Source organism: Veillonella infantium, assembly GCF_002959895.1.
GTDB lineage: Bacteria > Bacillota > Negativicutes > Veillonellales > Veillonellaceae > Veillonella > Veillonella infantium.
The window spans coordinates 104592-120134 of the sequence record NZ_PPDD01000008.1; the positions used below are offsets into that span (position 1 = coordinate 104592).

At 41.9% G+C, this 15543-nt stretch carries 27 protein-coding genes; all 27 read right to left on the bottom strand.

The genetic code is table 11. The features are described 5' to 3' along the window. Window positions 1-18 precede the first annotated feature (18 nt). Complete coding sequence (gene infA / locus VCHSUH03_RS04355) at window positions 19-237, bottom strand: translation initiation factor IF-1 (RefSeq protein WP_004695147.1); 219 nt, start codon at window positions 235-237, stop codon at window positions 19-21. Window positions 238-260: 23 nt separating this feature from the next. After that, window positions 261-1031 (bottom strand): type I methionyl aminopeptidase, encoded by a 771-nt coding sequence (gene map, locus VCHSUH03_RS04360; protein WP_105094183.1) that lies wholly within the window; start codon window positions 1029-1031, stop codon window positions 261-263. A 3-nt stretch (window positions 1032-1034) separates the two neighbouring features. Further along, window positions 1035-1598: an adenylate kinase gene (locus VCHSUH03_RS04365; RefSeq protein ID WP_005385513.1), complete on the bottom strand. Its 564-nt coding sequence runs from the start codon at window positions 1596-1598 to the stop codon at window positions 1035-1037. Between the two features lie 12 nt (window positions 1599-1610). Next, entirely contained in the window at window positions 1611-2873 is a 1263-nt protein-coding gene (gene secY, locus VCHSUH03_RS04370) for a preprotein translocase subunit SecY (RefSeq protein ID WP_105084922.1), read from the bottom strand. A gap of 1 nt (window position 2874) precedes the next feature. Further along, window positions 2875-3318, bottom strand: coding sequence for a 50S ribosomal protein L15 (gene rplO / locus VCHSUH03_RS04375; RefSeq protein ID WP_060923780.1), 444 nt, complete (start codon window positions 3316-3318; stop codon window positions 2875-2877). A 22-nt stretch (window positions 3319-3340) separates the two neighbouring features. Then, entirely contained in the window at window positions 3341-3520 is a 180-nt protein-coding gene (gene rpmD, locus VCHSUH03_RS04380) for a 50S ribosomal protein L30 (RefSeq protein ID WP_004695138.1), read from the bottom strand. Between the two features lie 14 nt (window positions 3521-3534). Continuing rightward, window positions 3535-4038 (bottom strand): 30S ribosomal protein S5, encoded by a 504-nt coding sequence (gene rpsE / locus VCHSUH03_RS04385; protein WP_004695136.1) that lies wholly within the window; start codon window positions 4036-4038, stop codon window positions 3535-3537. Between the two features lie 18 nt (window positions 4039-4056). Beyond that, entirely contained in the window at window positions 4057-4437 is a 381-nt protein-coding gene (gene rplR / locus VCHSUH03_RS04390) for a 50S ribosomal protein L18 (protein ID WP_050781715.1), read from the bottom strand. A gap of 17 nt (window positions 4438-4454) precedes the next feature. Beyond that, on the bottom strand, window positions 4455-5000 hold the full coding sequence (gene rplF / locus VCHSUH03_RS04395; protein ID WP_039968986.1) for a 50S ribosomal protein L6: 546 nt from the start codon (window positions 4998-5000) through the stop codon (window positions 4455-4457). A gap of 24 nt (window positions 5001-5024) precedes the next feature. After that, window positions 5025-5411, bottom strand: a complete 387-nt coding sequence (gene rpsH / locus VCHSUH03_RS04400) for a 30S ribosomal protein S8 (protein WP_004695128.1) — start codon at window positions 5409-5411, stop codon at window positions 5025-5027. Between the two features lie 27 nt (window positions 5412-5438). Then, window positions 5439-5708 carry a 30S ribosomal protein S14 gene (gene rpsN / locus VCHSUH03_RS04405; RefSeq protein ID WP_005377140.1) on the bottom strand — a complete coding sequence of 90 codons (270 nt, stop codon included), beginning with the start codon at window positions 5706-5708 and terminating at the stop codon, window positions 5439-5441. A gap of 16 nt (window positions 5709-5724) precedes the next feature. Continuing rightward, complete coding sequence (rplE, locus tag VCHSUH03_RS04410; protein WP_024065152.1) at window positions 5725-6264, bottom strand: 50S ribosomal protein L5; 540 nt, start codon at window positions 6262-6264, stop codon at window positions 5725-5727. Window positions 6265-6287: 23 nt separating this feature from the next. Continuing rightward, entirely contained in the window at window positions 6288-6608 is a 321-nt protein-coding gene (gene rplX, locus VCHSUH03_RS04415) for a 50S ribosomal protein L24 (protein ID WP_004695118.1), read from the bottom strand. 18 nt (window positions 6609-6626) lie between these two features. Beyond that, window positions 6627-6995, bottom strand: coding sequence for a 50S ribosomal protein L14 (gene rplN / locus VCHSUH03_RS04420; protein WP_004695117.1), 369 nt, complete (start codon window positions 6993-6995; stop codon window positions 6627-6629). A gap of 24 nt (window positions 6996-7019) precedes the next feature. Beyond that, the gene (rpsQ, locus tag VCHSUH03_RS04425) at window positions 7020-7280 is read right to left on the bottom strand and encodes a 30S ribosomal protein S17 (protein WP_105094184.1); all 261 of its coding nucleotides are present in this window, start codon (window positions 7278-7280) and stop codon (window positions 7020-7022) included. A gap of 39 nt (window positions 7281-7319) precedes the next feature. Next, window positions 7320-7523, bottom strand: a complete 204-nt coding sequence (gene rpmC, locus VCHSUH03_RS04430; protein WP_004695115.1) for a 50S ribosomal protein L29 — start codon at window positions 7521-7523, stop codon at window positions 7320-7322. Further along, window positions 7513-7950: a 50S ribosomal protein L16 gene (gene rplP / locus VCHSUH03_RS04435; RefSeq protein WP_004695114.1), complete on the bottom strand. Its 438-nt coding sequence runs from the start codon at window positions 7948-7950 to the stop codon at window positions 7513-7515. The genes rpmC and rplP overlap by 11 nt, the downstream gene beginning before the upstream one ends. Next, window positions 7950-8615, bottom strand: coding sequence for a 30S ribosomal protein S3 (gene rpsC, locus VCHSUH03_RS04440; protein ID WP_009351281.1), 666 nt, complete (start codon window positions 8613-8615; stop codon window positions 7950-7952). Before rpsC ends, rplP begins: the two co-directional genes overlap by 1 nt. 16 nt (window positions 8616-8631) lie before the next feature. Then, window positions 8632-8967, bottom strand: a complete 336-nt coding sequence (rplV, locus tag VCHSUH03_RS04445) for a 50S ribosomal protein L22 (RefSeq protein WP_004695112.1) — start codon at window positions 8965-8967, stop codon at window positions 8632-8634. A gap of 13 nt (window positions 8968-8980) precedes the next feature. Then, a complete protein-coding gene (gene rpsS, locus VCHSUH03_RS04450; protein ID WP_060923779.1) occupies window positions 8981-9262 on the bottom strand; it encodes a 30S ribosomal protein S19 in 282 nt (93 codons plus the stop codon). A gap of 23 nt (window positions 9263-9285) precedes the next feature. After that, the gene (gene rplB / locus VCHSUH03_RS04455) at window positions 9286-10116 is read right to left on the bottom strand and encodes a 50S ribosomal protein L2 (protein WP_005385496.1); all 831 of its coding nucleotides are present in this window, start codon (window positions 10114-10116) and stop codon (window positions 9286-9288) included. 26 nt (window positions 10117-10142) lie between these two features. Further along, complete coding sequence (gene rplW / locus VCHSUH03_RS04460) at window positions 10143-10427, bottom strand: 50S ribosomal protein L23 (protein ID WP_004695108.1); 285 nt, start codon at window positions 10425-10427, stop codon at window positions 10143-10145. Further along, complete coding sequence (gene rplD / locus VCHSUH03_RS04465) at window positions 10427-11050, bottom strand: 50S ribosomal protein L4 (protein ID WP_005377066.1); 624 nt, start codon at window positions 11048-11050, stop codon at window positions 10427-10429. The genes rplW and rplD overlap by 1 nt, the downstream gene beginning before the upstream one ends. Window positions 11051-11076: 26 nt before the next feature. Then, entirely contained in the window at window positions 11077-11718 is a 642-nt protein-coding gene (rplC, locus tag VCHSUH03_RS04470) for a 50S ribosomal protein L3 (protein WP_004695102.1), read from the bottom strand. A gap of 12 nt (window positions 11719-11730) precedes the next feature. Continuing rightward, entirely contained in the window at window positions 11731-12042 is a 312-nt protein-coding gene (gene rpsJ, locus VCHSUH03_RS04475; RefSeq protein ID WP_004695100.1) for a 30S ribosomal protein S10, read from the bottom strand. 180 nt (window positions 12043-12222) lie between these two features. Continuing rightward, window positions 12223-13410: an elongation factor Tu gene (tuf, locus tag VCHSUH03_RS04480; protein WP_105084924.1), complete on the bottom strand. Its 1188-nt coding sequence runs from the start codon at window positions 13408-13410 to the stop codon at window positions 12223-12225. A 50-nt stretch (window positions 13411-13460) separates the two neighbouring features. Beyond that, entirely contained in the window at window positions 13461-15536 is a 2076-nt protein-coding gene (gene fusA, locus VCHSUH03_RS04485) for an elongation factor G (RefSeq protein ID WP_105083569.1), read from the bottom strand. Between the last annotated feature and the right edge of the window lie 7 nt (window positions 15537-15543).

The window sequence follows — 15543 nt, forward strand, 5'->3', positions numbered from 1 at the left end:
CCTTTGTGGACCCTATGCTTATTTGAAGCGATAGGTGATGCGACCACGATTTAAGTCATACGGTGTCAGTTCCATAGTAACTTTATCACCAGGAAGAATACGGATAAAATTCATACGCATTTTACCTGACACATGAGCCAATACGATATGACCATTTTCCAATTCAACTTGGAACATGGCATTCGGTAAAGCCTCAACTACCGTACCTTCCACCTCAATAACGTCTTCTTTTGACATATCTTTTCCTCCGGTTACCTGTTTTATTTAATTAACCGCGGTTCATCACGCATGGTTAATATTTCAGGGCCGTTTTCTGTAACAACCACTGTATGTTCGAAATGAGCAGCAGGTTTACCATCTACGGTAACTGCTGTCCAGTCATCCCCTAATACACGAACACGATGTGTACCTAGAGTAATCATCGGTTCGATACACAATACCATACCAGGTTTCATAAGAGGTCCTTGGTCAGGACTACCATAGTTTGGTATTTGTGGATCTTCATGCATTTCGCGGCCTAAACCATGACCTACGAAGTCGCGAACGACACCGTAACCATGTTTCTCGCAATACGTTTGAACAGCATGACCGATAGCACCGATACGGTTGCCAACTTTCACTTGTTCAATTCCCTTGAACAGACTTTCTTCTGTAACTTTTAACAATTTCATCACATCAGGTTTGACGTGACCGATAGGAATCGTCACAGCCGAATCGCCGTGATATCCATCAATAGATGATACAAGATCAATACTGAGGACATCACCGTTTTTAAGCTTACGCTTAGCGCTCGGAATACCATGAACAACTTCATCATTGATAGAAGCACAGATTGTAGCAGGGAATCCATAGTACCCTTTACAACTTGGTATACCACCGTGGCTGCGAATATATTCTTCGGCAATTGTATCTAACTCAAGCGTCGTGATGCCAGGTTTAGCCTTTTCTACTAACAAGGACAACGTGTCTGCTGTAAGCTTACTTGCCTTGCGGATACATTCAATTTCATGGGACGATTTCAAAATAATCATGGATTATTTCTCCAAAGCCTTAATGATGTCAGCAAATACTGCGTCTACATCTTGTAAACCATTAATTTCTTCATATAAACCGCTATTGCGATAGTAGTCGATTAAAGGTTTAGTAGATTCTTCGTACACAGCTAAACGTTTCTGTACTGTTTCAGGGTTATCATCAGCACGATTTTCTAGAACAGCTCGTTCGCTAATACGTTTAACTAATTCCTCGGAAGGAACGTTTAAGTTAAGTACAGCGTCCAAAGAAATTCCTAATTCTTTAAGGATTGCGTCCAAGGACACAGCTTGCGCTGTAGTTCTTGGGAATCCATCAAGAATAAATCCAGATTTGCAGTCATCTTTCACCAAGCGATCACGTACGATACCAACAGTTACACTGTCTGGTACCAATTGACCAGCATCGATGTATTTCTTAGCCTCAACTCCAAGAGGTGTTTCGTTCTTAATCGCAGCGCGGAACATATCACCTGTTGAAATTTGGGGAATACCGTATTTTTCAATAAGTCGAGCTGCCTGAGTGCCTTTACCAGCACCAGGAGGTCCCATTAATAGAATATACATATTGTTTCCCTCCTATTTCACAAAGCCTTTATAGTGGCGTGTTACCATGAGCGACTCAATTTGTTGCATTGTATCAAGCGCTACACCTACAACGATGAGAAGAGCCGTACCACCAAAGTATACGCCTTGGACGCCGGTAATGCTACCGAGGAAATTCGGTATAATAGCAACGACAGCTAAGAATACAGCGCCAGCCAAAGTGATCTTGGTCATCACGTTATCCACATAATCAGCAGTTGGTTTACCCGCACGAATACCTGGGATAAAACCACCGTATTTTTTCATATTATCTGCCATATCTGTAATGTTGATAGAGATTGCAGTATAGAAATACGTAAAGATAAAAATCAATAATGCATACAATGCCGTTTGTAACGGCGTACCCCATGTAAAGAGATCCGCAGCTTTATGAACATATTCATTGTCAATAAATTGCGCAATCGTCACAGGGAACATCAACACAGATGACGCAAAGATAATTGGGATTACACCTGCCTGATTAACTTTCAACGGCAAGAATGTAGAGTGACCACCGTACATTTTACGACCTACTACGCGTTTAGCATATTGAATCGGAATACGACGTTGGCCTTGTGTAACTGCAACTACGACAGCAATCATCGCAAGAGCAATTACAGCAAATAAGAATGCTTGGAACATATTGATTGTTCCGTTTTGGATATATTGATAAATAGTTTCTAAACCATCAGGTAATCGAGCTACGATACCAGCAAAGATGATCAAGGAAATACCATTACCTATACCATATGCTGTGATTTGTTCACCAATCCACATCAACAAGCATGTGCCTGCTGTTAGGATGATGGCCACAACGAATACACTAAGGAAATCATTATTTACCAAAGCGTTGTTTGCTCTAAGAGCAAATGCCATGCCTGCGGCTTGTACAAAGCCGAGAACTACGGTGCCATAACGAGTTACCTTCGCTATTTTCTTACGCCCGTCTTCACCATCTTTACTCCATGCTTCAAACTGAGGAACCACAGCCTGAAGCAGTTGCATGATGATGGAAGCATTGATGTAAGGTGTAATACTCATCGCAAAGATAGAGAACTTACTAAGCGCACCACCAGCAAACAAGTCTAATAGACCGAATAGGTTACCGGATGTAAACAAGGATTCGATAACAGATGCATCAACACCTGGAACAGGAATGTGAATACCAGCTCTAAAGATAGCAAACATCATTAATGTATAAAGAATCTTATTACGTAGTTCGGTAATCTTAAAGATGTTCGAGAGGCTATCTAGCACCCTAGATCACCTCTACTTTTCCGCCTGCTGCTGTAATTTTTTCTTCAGCAGATTTAGTGAAGCCATTAGCGATAACAGTTAAGTTTTTAGTTTCCAATGTACCGTTACCTAAAATACGAATGCCATCGCGTACATTTTTCAAAATGCCAGCTTCAATAAGAGCTACTGGATCAACTGTTGCACCGTCTTCAAAACGGTTCAATTGTTCTACGTTAACTTCAGCATATTGTTTAGCAAAAACGTTGTTGAAACCACGTTTTGGTAAACGACGATAAAGAGGCATTTGGCCGCCTTCAAAACCGGAGCGAACGCCACCGCCAGAACGGGAGTTTTGACCTTTTTGACCACGACCAGATGTTTTACCCAAGCCAGAACCTAAACCACGGCCTACACGAGTACGAGCTTTTTTGGAACCAGCAGCTGGTTGTAATTCATGAAGTTTCATTCAGTGCACCTCCTTATCAGTATTAAACTTCTTCAACTTTTACTAAATGTCTAACTTTGTGAAGCATACCTTCGATTTGAGGTGTTACTTCTTTTACAACTTGAGAATTAGTTTTTTTCAAGCCCAAAGCTTTAACTGTCGCGCGTTGATCTTCAGGACGACCGATTAAGCTTCTTGTTAATGTTACTTTAACTTGTGCCATTTCTTGTCTCCTTATTACGCGTTATAGATTTCTTCAACGGTTTTACCACGAAGTTCTGCAACTTCGCTAGCGCGTTTCAAATCTTTCAAACCTTCGATTGTAGCGCGAACCATATTGTTAGGGTTAGAAGAGCCCAAAGATTTAGTCAAGATGTTACGAACACCTACTAATTCCAATACGGCACGAACAGGGCCACCAGCGATAACGCCAGTACCTTCAGCAGCTGGTTTCAAGAATACGCGGCCTGCGCCGAATACGCCTGTTACGCTGTGAGGGATTGTACCATTTTTAATTGCTACGTTTACAATATTTTTCTTAGCATCATCGATACCTTTGCGAATTGCTTCTGGTACTTCCGCTGCTTTACCTAAGCCAACGCCTACATAACCGTTGCCATCACCAACAACTACAAGAGCGCTGAAGGAAAAACGACGACCGCCTTTAACTACTTTGGCTACGCGGTTGATGAATACTACTCTTTCTTTAAGATCAAGACTGGTGTAGTCAATTCTCGCCATGTCTATAGTTCCTCCTTCTTAGAATTTTAAGCCTGCTTCACGAGCACCTTCTGCAAGGGCTGCTACGCGGCCGTGGTAAATGTAACCACCACGGTCAAACACTACTGTGTCAATACCTTTAGCGATAGCTTTTTTAGCAACTGCTTCACCAACAGCTTTAGCAGCAGCTACGTTACCACCATAGGACAAGTTCAAATCTTTATCTAAAGAGCTAGCAGCTACCAAAGTTGTACCTGCTACGTCATCGATAACTTGAGCATAGATGTTGCCTAAAGAACGGAATACGTTCAAACGTGGGCAAGTTGCCGTACCAGAGATGTGACGGCGAATACGAAGATGACGTTTTGCTCGAGCGATGTTTCTACTAGATTTACGAGGCAAGATATTCACTCCTTTCATTCATATAGATGATATTACTATTTACCTTTTGCACCAGCTTTACCAGCTTTACGACGAACAACTTCGCCTTCATAGCGGATACCTTTACCTTTGTAAGGTTCTGGTTTTCTCCATTTACGGATATCAGCTGCTACTGCGCCTACAACTTCTTTGTCTGCACCAGAAACAACGATTTTGTTAGGAGCTGGAACTTCAATTGTAATACCAGCTGGAGCTTCCATTTCTACTGGATGAGAGAAGCCAAGTGTAAGAGCTAATTTATTGCCTTGTTTAGCCGCTCTGTAACCAACACCGTTGATTTCAAGAGTTTTTGTGAATCCTTCAGATACGCCTGTTACCATATTAGCAACAAGAGCGCGAGTCAAACCGTGAAGGGAACGATGAGCTTTATTGTCGGAAGGACGAGCTACTGTAATTGTGTTACCTTCAACAGTGATATTCATATCTGGATGCAAATCGCGAGATAATTCACCTTTAGGACCTTTTACGTTCATATGATGGTTATCATATGTAACAGTAACGCCTGCAGGGATCTCGATAGGCATTCTACCGATACGTGACATTATTTCTACCTCCTATTGCTACTATTACCAAACGTATGCGATTACTTCGCCACCAAGACCTTCTTTACGAGCTTGTTTGTCGCTCATAACGCCTTTGGATGTAGAAATAACTGCGATACCCAAACCACCAAGTACACGAGGAAGTTCTTCCTTTTTCGCGTAAACACGTAAACCAGGTTTGGAAATACGTTTAATTCCTGTAATAACTTTTTCGTTATTGGAACCATATTTCAAAGTTACTTTTAAAGTGTTTTCTTCTTTTTCTACGTTCTTTACGAAACCTTCTTGTAAAAGGATGTCAAGAACAGCTGCTTTCATTCTAGATGCAGGAATGTTTACCGTTTCATGAAGTGCAGCATTTGCATTACGGATGCGCGTAAGCATATCCGCGATAGGATCGGTCATTACCATAATCTAAAAACCTCCTCTCGTCTAATATTACCAGCTGGCTTTTTTAACACCAGGAATTTGTCCTTTGTACGCCAATTCACGGAACGCAATACGGCTGATACCGAATTTGCGCATATAGCCGTGAGGACGACCAGTTAAGTTGCAACGGTTGTGTAAGCGTGTTGGGGATGCATTTGCTGGTAATTTGGACAAGCCTTCATAATCACCTGCTGCTTTTAACGCTGCACGTTTAGCTGCATATTTTTCAACGATTTTAGCGCGTTTCTTTTCGCGTTCAATCATAGATTTTTTAGCCATCTATATGTTCCTCCTATTATTTTTCAAAAGGCATACCGAATTGAGTCAACAATTCACGAGCTTCTTCATCTGTTTTAGCAGTTGTTACTACGATGATATCCATACCAGTAACACGTTCTACTTGATCATATTCGATCTCAGGGAAGATGAGCTGTTCTTTAAGACCCAAAGCGTAGTTACCACGGCCATCAAATGCTGTTGCGCTGATACCGCGGAAGTCACGTACACGAGGTAATGCCGCATTGATCAATTTGTCGAGGAATTCATACATGCGTTCGCCACGAAGAGTAACTTTTGTACCCAACGCCATACCTTCACGAACTTTAAAGTTCGCAATGGATTTTTTTGCTTTTGTGATTACAGGTTTTTGACCAGCGATGATAGTCAAATCATTAACTGCTGCTTCCAATGCTTTTGCATTGCCTACTGCATCACCAACGCCGATGTTGATAACGATTTTTTCCAATTTAGGGATTTCCATAACGTTGCCGTATTGGAATTTTTCTTGCAAACTCTTTTTAATTTCAGAGTTGTATTGTTCAAATAAACGAGACATTTATTTAGCTCCTCCTTTCCTGATTATTTAAGTACTGTACCAGATTTAACTGTAGCGCGAACGAATTTACCGTCTTTGCCTTCAACTTTTTTGATACGAGTAGCTGTTTTAGTTTCTGGGTCAACAACCATTACGTTAGAAACATGGATACCAGCTTCTTTAGTAACGATGCCGCCTTGTGGGTTAGCTTGAGAAGGTTTTGTGTGACGTTTTACAGTGTTAACGCCTTCAACAAATACGCGTTCTTTTTTAGGTTCAGTTGCAATAACTGTACCTTGCTTACCTTTATCTTTACCGGAGATAACAACAACTGTATCGCCTTTTTTGATTTGTAGTTTAGCCATATGCTGCGTTCCTCCTTCTTATAATACTTCTGGAGCCAAGGAAACAATTTTCATGAAGTCTTTTTCACGAAGTTCTCTTGCTACAGGTCCGAAAATACGAGTACCACGAGGGGTTTTATCGTCTTTAATTACTACTGCTGCGTTTTCATCGAAACGGATATAGGAACCGTCTTGACGGCGGATACCTTTTTTAGAACGAACAATAACAGCTTTGACTACGTCGCCTTTCTTGACAACGCCACCGGGTGATGCATCTTTTACAGAAGCAACGATTACGTCACCGATATTGCCGAATTTGCGATAAGAACCGCCCATGACTTGGATACACATAATACGTTTTGCACCAGTGTTGTCGGCAACATTCAAAATTGTTTGTTGCTGGATCATCGTCTATTCCTCCTTACATCACTCTTATTTTTGTCTTTCAAGAATTTGAACAACTCTCCAACATTTATCTTTAGAAAGTGGACGAGTTTCTACAATTTTAACTGTATCGCCAATTTGGCACTCATTATTTTCATCATGAGCTTTGAAGCGTTTAGTGCTAACCATTGGCTTATTATATAATGCGTGAGGTACTTTACGTTCTACAGCAACAACAACAGTTTTATTCATTTTGTCGCTAACAACTTTACCTACGCGGACTTTACGTACGTTTCTTTCTTCTGCCACGATTTTAAGCCTCCTTTTCAACCTTTAACAAATCTGTTATTATGCGTTTTCAGATTTAAGTTCAACTTCACGTTGTACAGTTTTAATACGAGCGATTGTCTTCTTAACTTCACGAATGCGCATAGGATTTTCTAATTGACCTGTTGCAAGCTGAAAACGGAGGTTAAATAACTCTTCCTTAAGACCGGAAACTTTTTGTTCCATTTCGGCAGCGCTCATATTGCGAATGTCATTAACCTTCATTTACGTCACCACCCAATTCTTTACCCTTAACAACAAATTTGCATTTGATTGGAAGTTTATGGCTTGCAAGACGCATAGCTTCACGAGCTGTAGCTTCTGGCACACCGTCCATTTCAAACATTACACGACCTGGTTTAACTACTGCTACCCAGTATTCAGGAGAACCTTTACCGGAACCCATACGAGTACCAGCTGGTTTAGCTGTGATTGGTTTGTCAGGGAAAATTTTAATCCATACTTTACCACCACGTTTGATATAACGAGTCATAGCAATACGGGCAGCTTCGATTTGACGGTTAGTGATCCAAGATGGTTCGCATGCTACCAAGCCGAACTCACCATGAGACACTGTATTACCGCGCATAGCACGACCTTTCATACGGCCGCGGAATTGCTTACGATGTTTTACGCGCTTTGGAATAAGCATTACTTGCCACCTTCTTCCTTCTTAGCAGGTTGTTTTGCTTCTGGCAAAACTTCACCTTTGTAAATCCATACTTTAATGCCGATACAACCATATGTTGTATGAGCTTCAGCAGTACCGTAGTCGATGTCTGCACGAAGTGTATGCAAAGGAATAGAACCTTCACGGTAGGATTCGCTACGAGCGATTTCAGCGCCGCCAAGACGACCGCTTACCATGATTTTGATACCTTTTGCACCTAAGCGCATTGTACGACCTACAGCTTGTTTCATTGCACGACGGAAACCGATACGGCGTTCCAATTGGCCAGCAATGTTTTCAGCAACTAAAGTTGCGTCCATGTCTGCTTGTTTAATTTCTGCGATGTTAACGTCCACTTGTTTGTCAGTGAAACGAGTCATTGCTTTTTTGATATCTTCGATACCAGCACCACCACGACCGATAACCATACCTGGTTTTGCAGTGTGGATAGTCAATTTAATACGTTTATTTGTACGCTCGATTTCAATGCGGGAAATACCAGCAATGAAAAGGGTTTCTTTCAAGAAGTTACGAATTTTTACGTCTTCATGAAGATTAGCAGCGAAATCTTTATCTGCATACCATTTTGCGTCCCAATCTTTTACGATACCGACACGCAAACCGTGTGGATTAACTTTTTGACCCACTCTGTTTCCCTCCTTCTTAAGCTCTTTCTTTAACTACTACTGTTACATGGCTAGTGCGTTTCAAAATTTTGAAAGCTTGACCACGGGAACGAGGATGAATGCGTTTTAATGTAGGGCCTTGATCAACGAAGATCTCGGATACGTAAAGATTGTCAACATTCATATCGAAATTATGTTCAGCGTTTGCGATTGCAGAACGCATAACTTTTTCTACTACATCAGCGCCAACTTTCGGAGTGAACTTCAAGATGGCAAATGCTTCGCCGATGTTTTTACCGCGCACTAAATCTGCAACGATACGGATTTTACGAGGCGCGATTCGGATATGTCTAGCGATTGCTTTTGCTTCCATGTATTATTTCCTCCTATTTTTTGCCTGTAGATTTTTCGTCCTTACCATGACCTTTAAAAGTACGTGTAGGAGCGAACTCACCTAATTTATGACCTACCATATCTTCTGTAATGAATACAGGTACATGTTTGCGACCATCATGCACAGCAATTGTGTGGCCTACAAAACTTGGGATAATAGTAGAGGCACGGGACCAGGTTTTTACAACTTTCTTTTCGTTAGTTTCGTTTAAAGCTTCAACTTTCTTAAGCAAATGATCTGCTACGAAAGGGCCTTTTTTAATAGATCTGGACACTATTTTATCTCCTTTCCTTTATCCTATTTTGTACGACGTTTAATGATTAAGCTATTAGAAGCTTTTTTCTTGTCGCGAGTTTTAACACCATGTGCTGGTTTGCCCCAAGGTGTAACAGGATGTTTACGACCAACAGGAGATTTACCTTCACCACCACCATGTGGATGGTCACAAGGGTTCATTACAACACCACGGTTGCCAGGGCGAACGCCCATCCAACGATGACGACCAGCTTTACCAATTACAAGGTTGCTGTGGTCAGCGTTACCAACAACACCTACTGTTGCACGGCACTCTTGACGAACACGACGCATTTCACCAGATGGTAAACGAAGAATAGCATAGCCATTATCTTTACCCATCAATTGAGCAGATGTACCAGCGGAACGAACGATTTGGCCACCTTTACCGATTTTTAATTCGATATTGTGGATTTGTGTACCGTCTGGAATATTAGCCAATGGTAAGCAGTTACCAGGTTTAATATCGGACTCAGGACCGGAGAATACAACGTCACCAACTTTTAGACCGTTAGGAGCTAAAATGTAGCGTTTTTCACCATCAGCGTAGTTAAGCAAAGCGATACGAGAAGAACGGTTAGGATCATACTCGATTGTTGCTACTTTAGCTGGAATATTATCTTTAGTACGTTTGAAGTCAATAATACGATATTGACGTTTATGACCGCCACCTTGGTGACGAACTGTCATTTTACCAGTATTGTTACGACCACCTTTTTGAGAAATCTTAGCTAGCAAAGATTTTTCTGGTTTGCTTGCTGTGATTTCGTCGAAGGCGGATACTGTCATAAACCGGCGACCAGCGGAGTACGGTTTAAATGATTTAATTGCCATTAGTGGGCCTCCTTACAACTAGACTCTTAGACACCTTCAAAGAATTCAATGGATTCGCCAGCTTTCAAAGTAACGATAGCTTTTTTGTAATCGCTACGTTTACCTTGTGTACGACCCATGCGTTTAGTTTTGCCTAAAACACGAATAGTAGCTACTTTTTCTACTTTTACATTGAAGATTTTTTCAACTGCTTGACGGATTTGCACTTTATTTGCAGTCAAAGGCACACGGAAAGTGTATTTGCCTTCTTCCATAAGCATAGTGGATTTTTCGGTAATAACCGGGCGGATTAGTACATCATGTAATTGCATTATCCAAGTACCTCCTCGATTTTTGCGACAGCACCTTTAGTAATGAAGAGCTTATCGTAATGAAGAAGATCGAAAATGTTCATACCTTCGCAAGCCAATGCTTTAACACCTTGGATGTTGCGAGCGGAACGTTCAACATTTACATCACCTTCTGTGATGAACAATACTTTTGCATCACCAACGTTGAAGCTATTGATAATGTTCAACACTTCTTTAGTTTTAGGAGCTGCTAATGTGATTTCTTCCAAAACGTATAATTCGCTATTATTCACTTTATCGCTAAGAGCAGATTTAACTGCCAAACGTCTAGCCTTACGAGGCATAGCTTTGTAATAGCTGCGAGGTTGTGGACCAAATGTAGTACCGCCACCAATCCAGATTGGAGAACGGCTGGAACCGGAACGTGCACGACCAGTACCTTTTTGTTTCCAAGGTTTGCGGCCACCGCCACGAACCATACCTCTAGTTTTTGTTGCATGTGTGCCGAGACGTTCGTTAGACAATTGACGAACTACGGCTTGATGCATAACGGCTTCGTTTACTTCAACGCCGAATACTGCATCGTTTAACTGTATTTCACCGACTTTAACGCCGGATTGATTATATGTTGCTACTGTAGGCATTACATAATCCTCCTTTCGACAAATGATTATTTAACAGGTTTAACCGTGTTGCGAACCATAACCAAGCTACCTTTAGCGCCTGGGATACCACCTTTAACCAATAAAAGGTTACGTTCAGCATCAACTTTCACAACGGATAAGCGTTGTACGGTAACTCTGTAACCACCCATTTGTCCAGGGAGTTTTTTACCTTTGTATACCTTACCGCCGCCACCGGAGATCATAGGACCGATGGAACCAGGTTCACGGTGAGATTTAGAACCATGAGTTTCAGGACCACGGGAGAAGTTATGGCGTTTAATTGTGCCAGCAAAACCCTTACCTTTACCTGTACCCACTACGTCCACCAATTCACCTTCTGCGAAGATATCAGCTGCCAGAGTTTGGCCTACTGTGTAGTCAGCTGCATTAGCTACGCGAACTTCGCGAAGATATTTAACTGGAGCTACGCCAGCTTTGTCGAACTGACCTTTTACAGGTTTTGTTAAATGTTTTTCTTTAATGGAACCGTAACCAATTTGTACTGCTTCGTAGCCGTCTGTTTCAACAGTCTTAACGCGCACTACAACGCTTGGGGTAGTTTCCACTACTGTTACAGGAACTAATTGGCCTTCAGCTGTGAAGACTTGAGTCATTCCTAATTTTTTACCCAAAATAGCTTTAGACATTATCGCACCTCCTTATAGTTTTATTTCAATAGATACACCAGCTGGTAAATCTAAACGAGTGATAGCATCTACTGTTTTCGAATTTGGTTCAAGAATATCGATTAAGCGTTTATGTGTACGCATTTCGAATTGTTCACGAGAATCTTTGTTTACGTGTACAGAACGAAGAATTGTGAAGATATTCTTTTCTGTTGGCAATGGAATCGGACCAGATACCATAGCGCCATTTCTTTTTGCAGTGTCTACGATCTTAGCAGCGCTTTGATCGAGAGCTTTGTGGTCGTATGCCTTAAGGCGAATACGGATTTTTTGCTGTTTAGCCATTATTAATAATTCCTCCTGTCGTCCATTTCGTGAATGGGCTGCTCCATAGAAATTCTCCTCCGCAGAGGCAACCTTCTACTTCATAGTTTAAAAACACAACACTAGAGCGGCATTACTGCCGCTCTGAATGCTGCATGTATTGTGCTCAACGCATCACTACGATGAGCATAAAAGGTTAAATTAACCTTCGATTTCAGTTACAACGCCAGCGCCTACTGTATGGCCACCTTCGCGGATCGCGAAACGAAGACCTTCTTCGATAGCGATTGGAGTGATCAATTCGATATCCATTGTTACGTTATCGCCAGGCATACACATTTCTACACCTTCTGGAAGGTTTACAACACCTGTTACGTCTGTTGTACGGAAGTAGAATTGTGGACGGTAGTTGGAGAAGAATGGAGTATGACGGCCACCTTCTTCTTTAGTCAATACGTAAACTTCTGCTTTGAATTTTGTGTGTGGTTTGATGGAACCTGGTTTAGCCAATACTTGACCACGTTCGATGTCTTTACGGTCAACACCACGAAGCAACGCACCTACGTTGTCACCTGCTACTGCAGAGTCCAAAGTTTTGCGGAACATTTCAAGACCAGTTACTACGTATTGTTCAGCTTTTTCTTTCAAGCCTACAACTTCTACTGTGTCGCCTACGTTTACTTGACCACGTTCAACACGGCCAGTTGCTACTGTACCACGACCAGTGATTGTGAATACGTCTTCCACAGGCATCAAGAAAGGTTTGTCAGTGTCACGAACTGGAGTTGGGATGTAGGAGTCTACAGCTTCCATCAATTCGTCGATTTTAGCTACATATTGAGCATCGCCTTCCAAAGCTTTCAACGCAGAACCTACAACGATAGGTACTTCGTCGCCAGGGAATTCGTAGGAAGAAAGAAGTTCACGAACTTCCATTTCTACCAATTCAATCAATTCTTCGTCGTCAACCATGTCAGCTTTGTTCAAGAATACTACGATTGCAGGAACACCAACTTGGCGAGCCAACAAGATGTGTTCGCGAGTTTGAGGCATAGGGCCGTCAGCTGCGGAACATACCAAGATAGCGCCGTCCATTTGAGCTGCACCAGTGATCATGTTTTTAACATAGTCAGCATGGCCTGGGCAGTCAACGTGTGCATAGTGACGGTTAGCAGTTTCATACTCAACGTGTGCAGTGTTGATTGTGATACCACGTTCACGTTCTTCTGGAGCTTTATCGATCATGCTGTAATCTTGGAAATCAGCTTGGCCTTTTTCAGCCAATACTTTAGTGATTGCAGCAGTCAAAGTAGTTTTACCATGGTCAACGTGACCGATTGTACCGATGTTAACATGCGGTTTCGTACGTTCAAATTTTTCTTTTGCCATTTTAAATTATCCTCCGAGGAAAATAGTAATTCTATTAATCTAATGTAAGATTAACCGTTTTTCTTTGCTTGAATTTCTTCAGCAATTTTCTTAGGAACTTCTTCGTAATGATCGAATGTCATGGAGTAGTTACCGCGACCTTGAGTTTTGGAACGAAGGTCTGTTGCGTAACCGAACATTTCGCTCAATGGAACATATGCTTTGATATGTTGGTTACCATTACGAGCTTCCATGCCGTCCATGCGACCACGACGGGAGTTCAAGTCACCGATAACGTCGCCCATGTATTCTTCAGGAACGTCTACTTCTACGGACATATATGGTTCAAGCAATGCAGGATCTGCTTTGCGAGCACCTTCTTTAAAGCCCATGGAACCAGCGATTTTGAAGGCCATTTCGTTGGAGTCAACGTCATGGTAGGAGCCGTCAAATACGATAACTTTGATGTCAACCATTGGATAACCAGCGATAACACCGGATTCCATAGCTTCTTTAACACCGTTTTCTACAGGTCCGATGTATTCACGAGGAATTGCACCACCTACGACCTTATTTTCAAATTCGAAGCCAGCACCTGGTTCTTGAGGAATTAATTCCAACCAGCAGTGACCATATTGACCACGACCACCAGATTGACGAACGAATTTACCTTCAGCTTTAACAGCTTTACGGATAGTTTCGCGATAAGCTACTTGAGGTTTACCTACGTTACATTCTACTTTGAATTCACGGTTCATACGGTCAACGATGATATCCAAGTGAAGTTCGCCCATACCGGAGATAATAGTTTGACCTGTTTCTTCATCAGTACGAACTTTGAAAGTAGGATCTTCTTCTGCCAAACGAGCAAGAGCTGTACCCATTTTTTCTTGGTCAGCTTTTGTTTTAGGTTCAACAGCAACGGAGATAACTGGTTCAGGGAACTCCATGGATTCAAGAATTACAGGATTCTTTTCATCACAAAGAGTATCACCAGTAGTAGTATCTTTCAAGCCTACAGCTGCAGCGATGTCGCCAGCGTAAACCATGTCGATTTCTTTACGAGTGTTAGCGTGCATTTGAAGAATACGGCCAATACGTTCTTTCTTACCTTTTGTGGAGTTGAAAACGTAGGAACCGGATTCCAATGTACCGGAGTACACACGGAAGAACGCTAATTTACCAACATAAGGGTCAGCCATGATTTTGAATGCCAATGCGGAGAATGGCTCTTCATCGGAAGAAGGACGAGTTGTTTCTTCTTCAGTACCAGGAACGACACCTTTAATAGCTGGAATGTCGATAGGAGCTGGCATATAATCTACAACAGCGTCCAACAACATTTGTACACCTTTGTTTTTGTAGGAAGAACCACAAAGAACTGGGAACAATTGGTTAGCGATAACCGCTTTACGCAATGCTGTTTTCAATTCTTCAATGGAGATTTCTTCACCTTCCAAATATTTCATCATGATATCGTCATCAGTTTCAGCGATAGCATCGATCATCATTTCGCGACGAGCTTCAGCTACTTCTTGATATTCTGCTGGGATATCAGTGATTTCATATTCTTTACCGTCATCGGATTTGTAAATTTCCGCTTTCATAGTCATCAAATCGATGATGCCTTCGAAAGTATCTTCAGCGCCGATTGGCACTTGGATAGCTACGGAATTTGCACCCAAACGGGATTTCATCATATCAACTACGTTGAAGAAGTCAGCACCTACTGTATCCATCTTATTTACATAAGCGATACGAGGTACGCCGTAGTTAGATGCTTGACGCCATACTGTTTCGGATTGAGGTTCAACGCCACCTTTAGCACTGAACACCGCTACGGAGCCATCAAGTACACGTAGAGAACGTTCTACTTCTACAGTAAAGTCAACGTGACCAGGAGTATCGATGATATTGATACGATGATCTTTCCAGTGACATGTTGTCGCCGCAGAAGTGATTGTGATACCACGTTCTTGTTCTTGCGCCATCCAGTCCATCGTAGCAGCACCTTCATGTACTTCGCCGATTTTGTGAACAATACCTGTATAGTAGAGGATACGTTCTGTAGTTGTTGTTTTACCAGCATCGATGTGAGCCATGATACCGATATTACGAGTTTTTGCTAGGGAAAACTCTCTTGCCACAGTTGTC

Coding starts and splice junctions, on each gene's coding strand:
- infA (WP_004695147.1), bottom strand. CDS start 237: ATGTCAAAAGAAGACGTTATTGAGGTGGAAGGTACGGTAGTTGAGGCT.
- map (WP_105094183.1), bottom strand. CDS start 1,031: ATGATTATTTTGAAATCGTCCCATGAAATTGAATGTATCCGCAAGGCA.
- VCHSUH03_RS04365 (WP_005385513.1), bottom strand. CDS start 1,598: ATGTATATTCTATTAATGGGACCTCCTGGTGCTGGTAAAGGCACTCAG.
- rplO (WP_060923780.1), bottom strand. CDS start 3,318: ATGAAACTTCATGAATTACAACCAGCTGCTGGTTCCAAAAAAGCTCGT.
- rpmD (WP_004695138.1), bottom strand. CDS start 3,520: ATGGCACAAGTTAAAGTAACATTAACAAGAAGCTTAATCGGTCGTCCT.
- rpsE (WP_004695136.1), bottom strand. CDS start 4,038: ATGGCGAGAATTGACTACACCAGTCTTGATCTTAAAGAAAGAGTAGTA.
- rplR (WP_050781715.1), bottom strand. CDS start 4,437: ATGAAAGGAGTGAATATCTTGCCTCGTAAATCTAGTAGAAACATCGCT.
- rplF (WP_039968986.1), bottom strand. CDS start 5,000: ATGTCACGTATCGGTAGAATGCCTATCGAGATCCCTGCAGGCGTTACT.
- rpsH (WP_004695128.1), bottom strand. CDS start 5,411: ATGGTAATGACCGATCCTATCGCGGATATGCTTACGCGCATCCGTAAT.
- rpsN (WP_005377140.1), bottom strand. CDS start 5,708: ATGGCTAAAAAATCTATGATTGAACGCGAAAAGAAACGCGCTAAAATC.
- rplE (WP_024065152.1), bottom strand. CDS start 6,264: ATGTCTCGTTTATTTGAACAATACAACTCTGAAATTAAAAAGAGTTTG.
- rplX (WP_004695118.1), bottom strand. CDS start 6,608: ATGGCTAAACTACAAATCAAAAAAGGCGATACAGTTGTTGTTATCTCC.
- rplN (WP_004695117.1), bottom strand. CDS start 6,995: ATGATCCAGCAACAAACAATTTTGAATGTTGCCGACAACACTGGTGCA.
- rpmC (WP_004695115.1), bottom strand. CDS start 7,523: ATGAAGGTTAATGACATTCGCAATATGAGCGCTGCCGAAATGGAACAA.
- rplP (WP_004695114.1), bottom strand. CDS start 7,950: ATGCTTATTCCAAAGCGCGTAAAACATCGTAAGCAATTCCGCGGCCGT.
- rplV (WP_004695112.1), bottom strand. CDS start 8,967: ATGGAAGCAAAAGCAATCGCTAGACATATCCGAATCGCGCCTCGTAAA.
- rplB (WP_005385496.1), bottom strand. CDS start 10,116: ATGGCAATTAAATCATTTAAACCGTACTCCGCTGGTCGCCGGTTTATG.
- rplW (WP_004695108.1), bottom strand. CDS start 10,427: ATGCAATTACATGATGTACTAATCCGCCCGGTTATTACCGAAAAATCC.
- rplD (WP_005377066.1), bottom strand. CDS start 11,050: ATGCCTACAGTAGCAACATATAATCAATCCGGCGTTAAAGTCGGTGAA.
- rplC (WP_004695102.1), bottom strand. CDS start 11,718: ATGTCTAAAGCTATTTTGGGTAAAAAATTAGGAATGACTCAAGTCTTC.
- rpsJ (WP_004695100.1), bottom strand. CDS start 12,042: ATGGCTAAACAGCAAAAAATCCGTATTCGCCTTAAGGCATACGACCAC.
- tuf (WP_105084924.1), bottom strand. CDS start 13,410: ATGGCAAAAGAAAAATTTGAACGTACGAAACCGCATGTTAACATCGGT.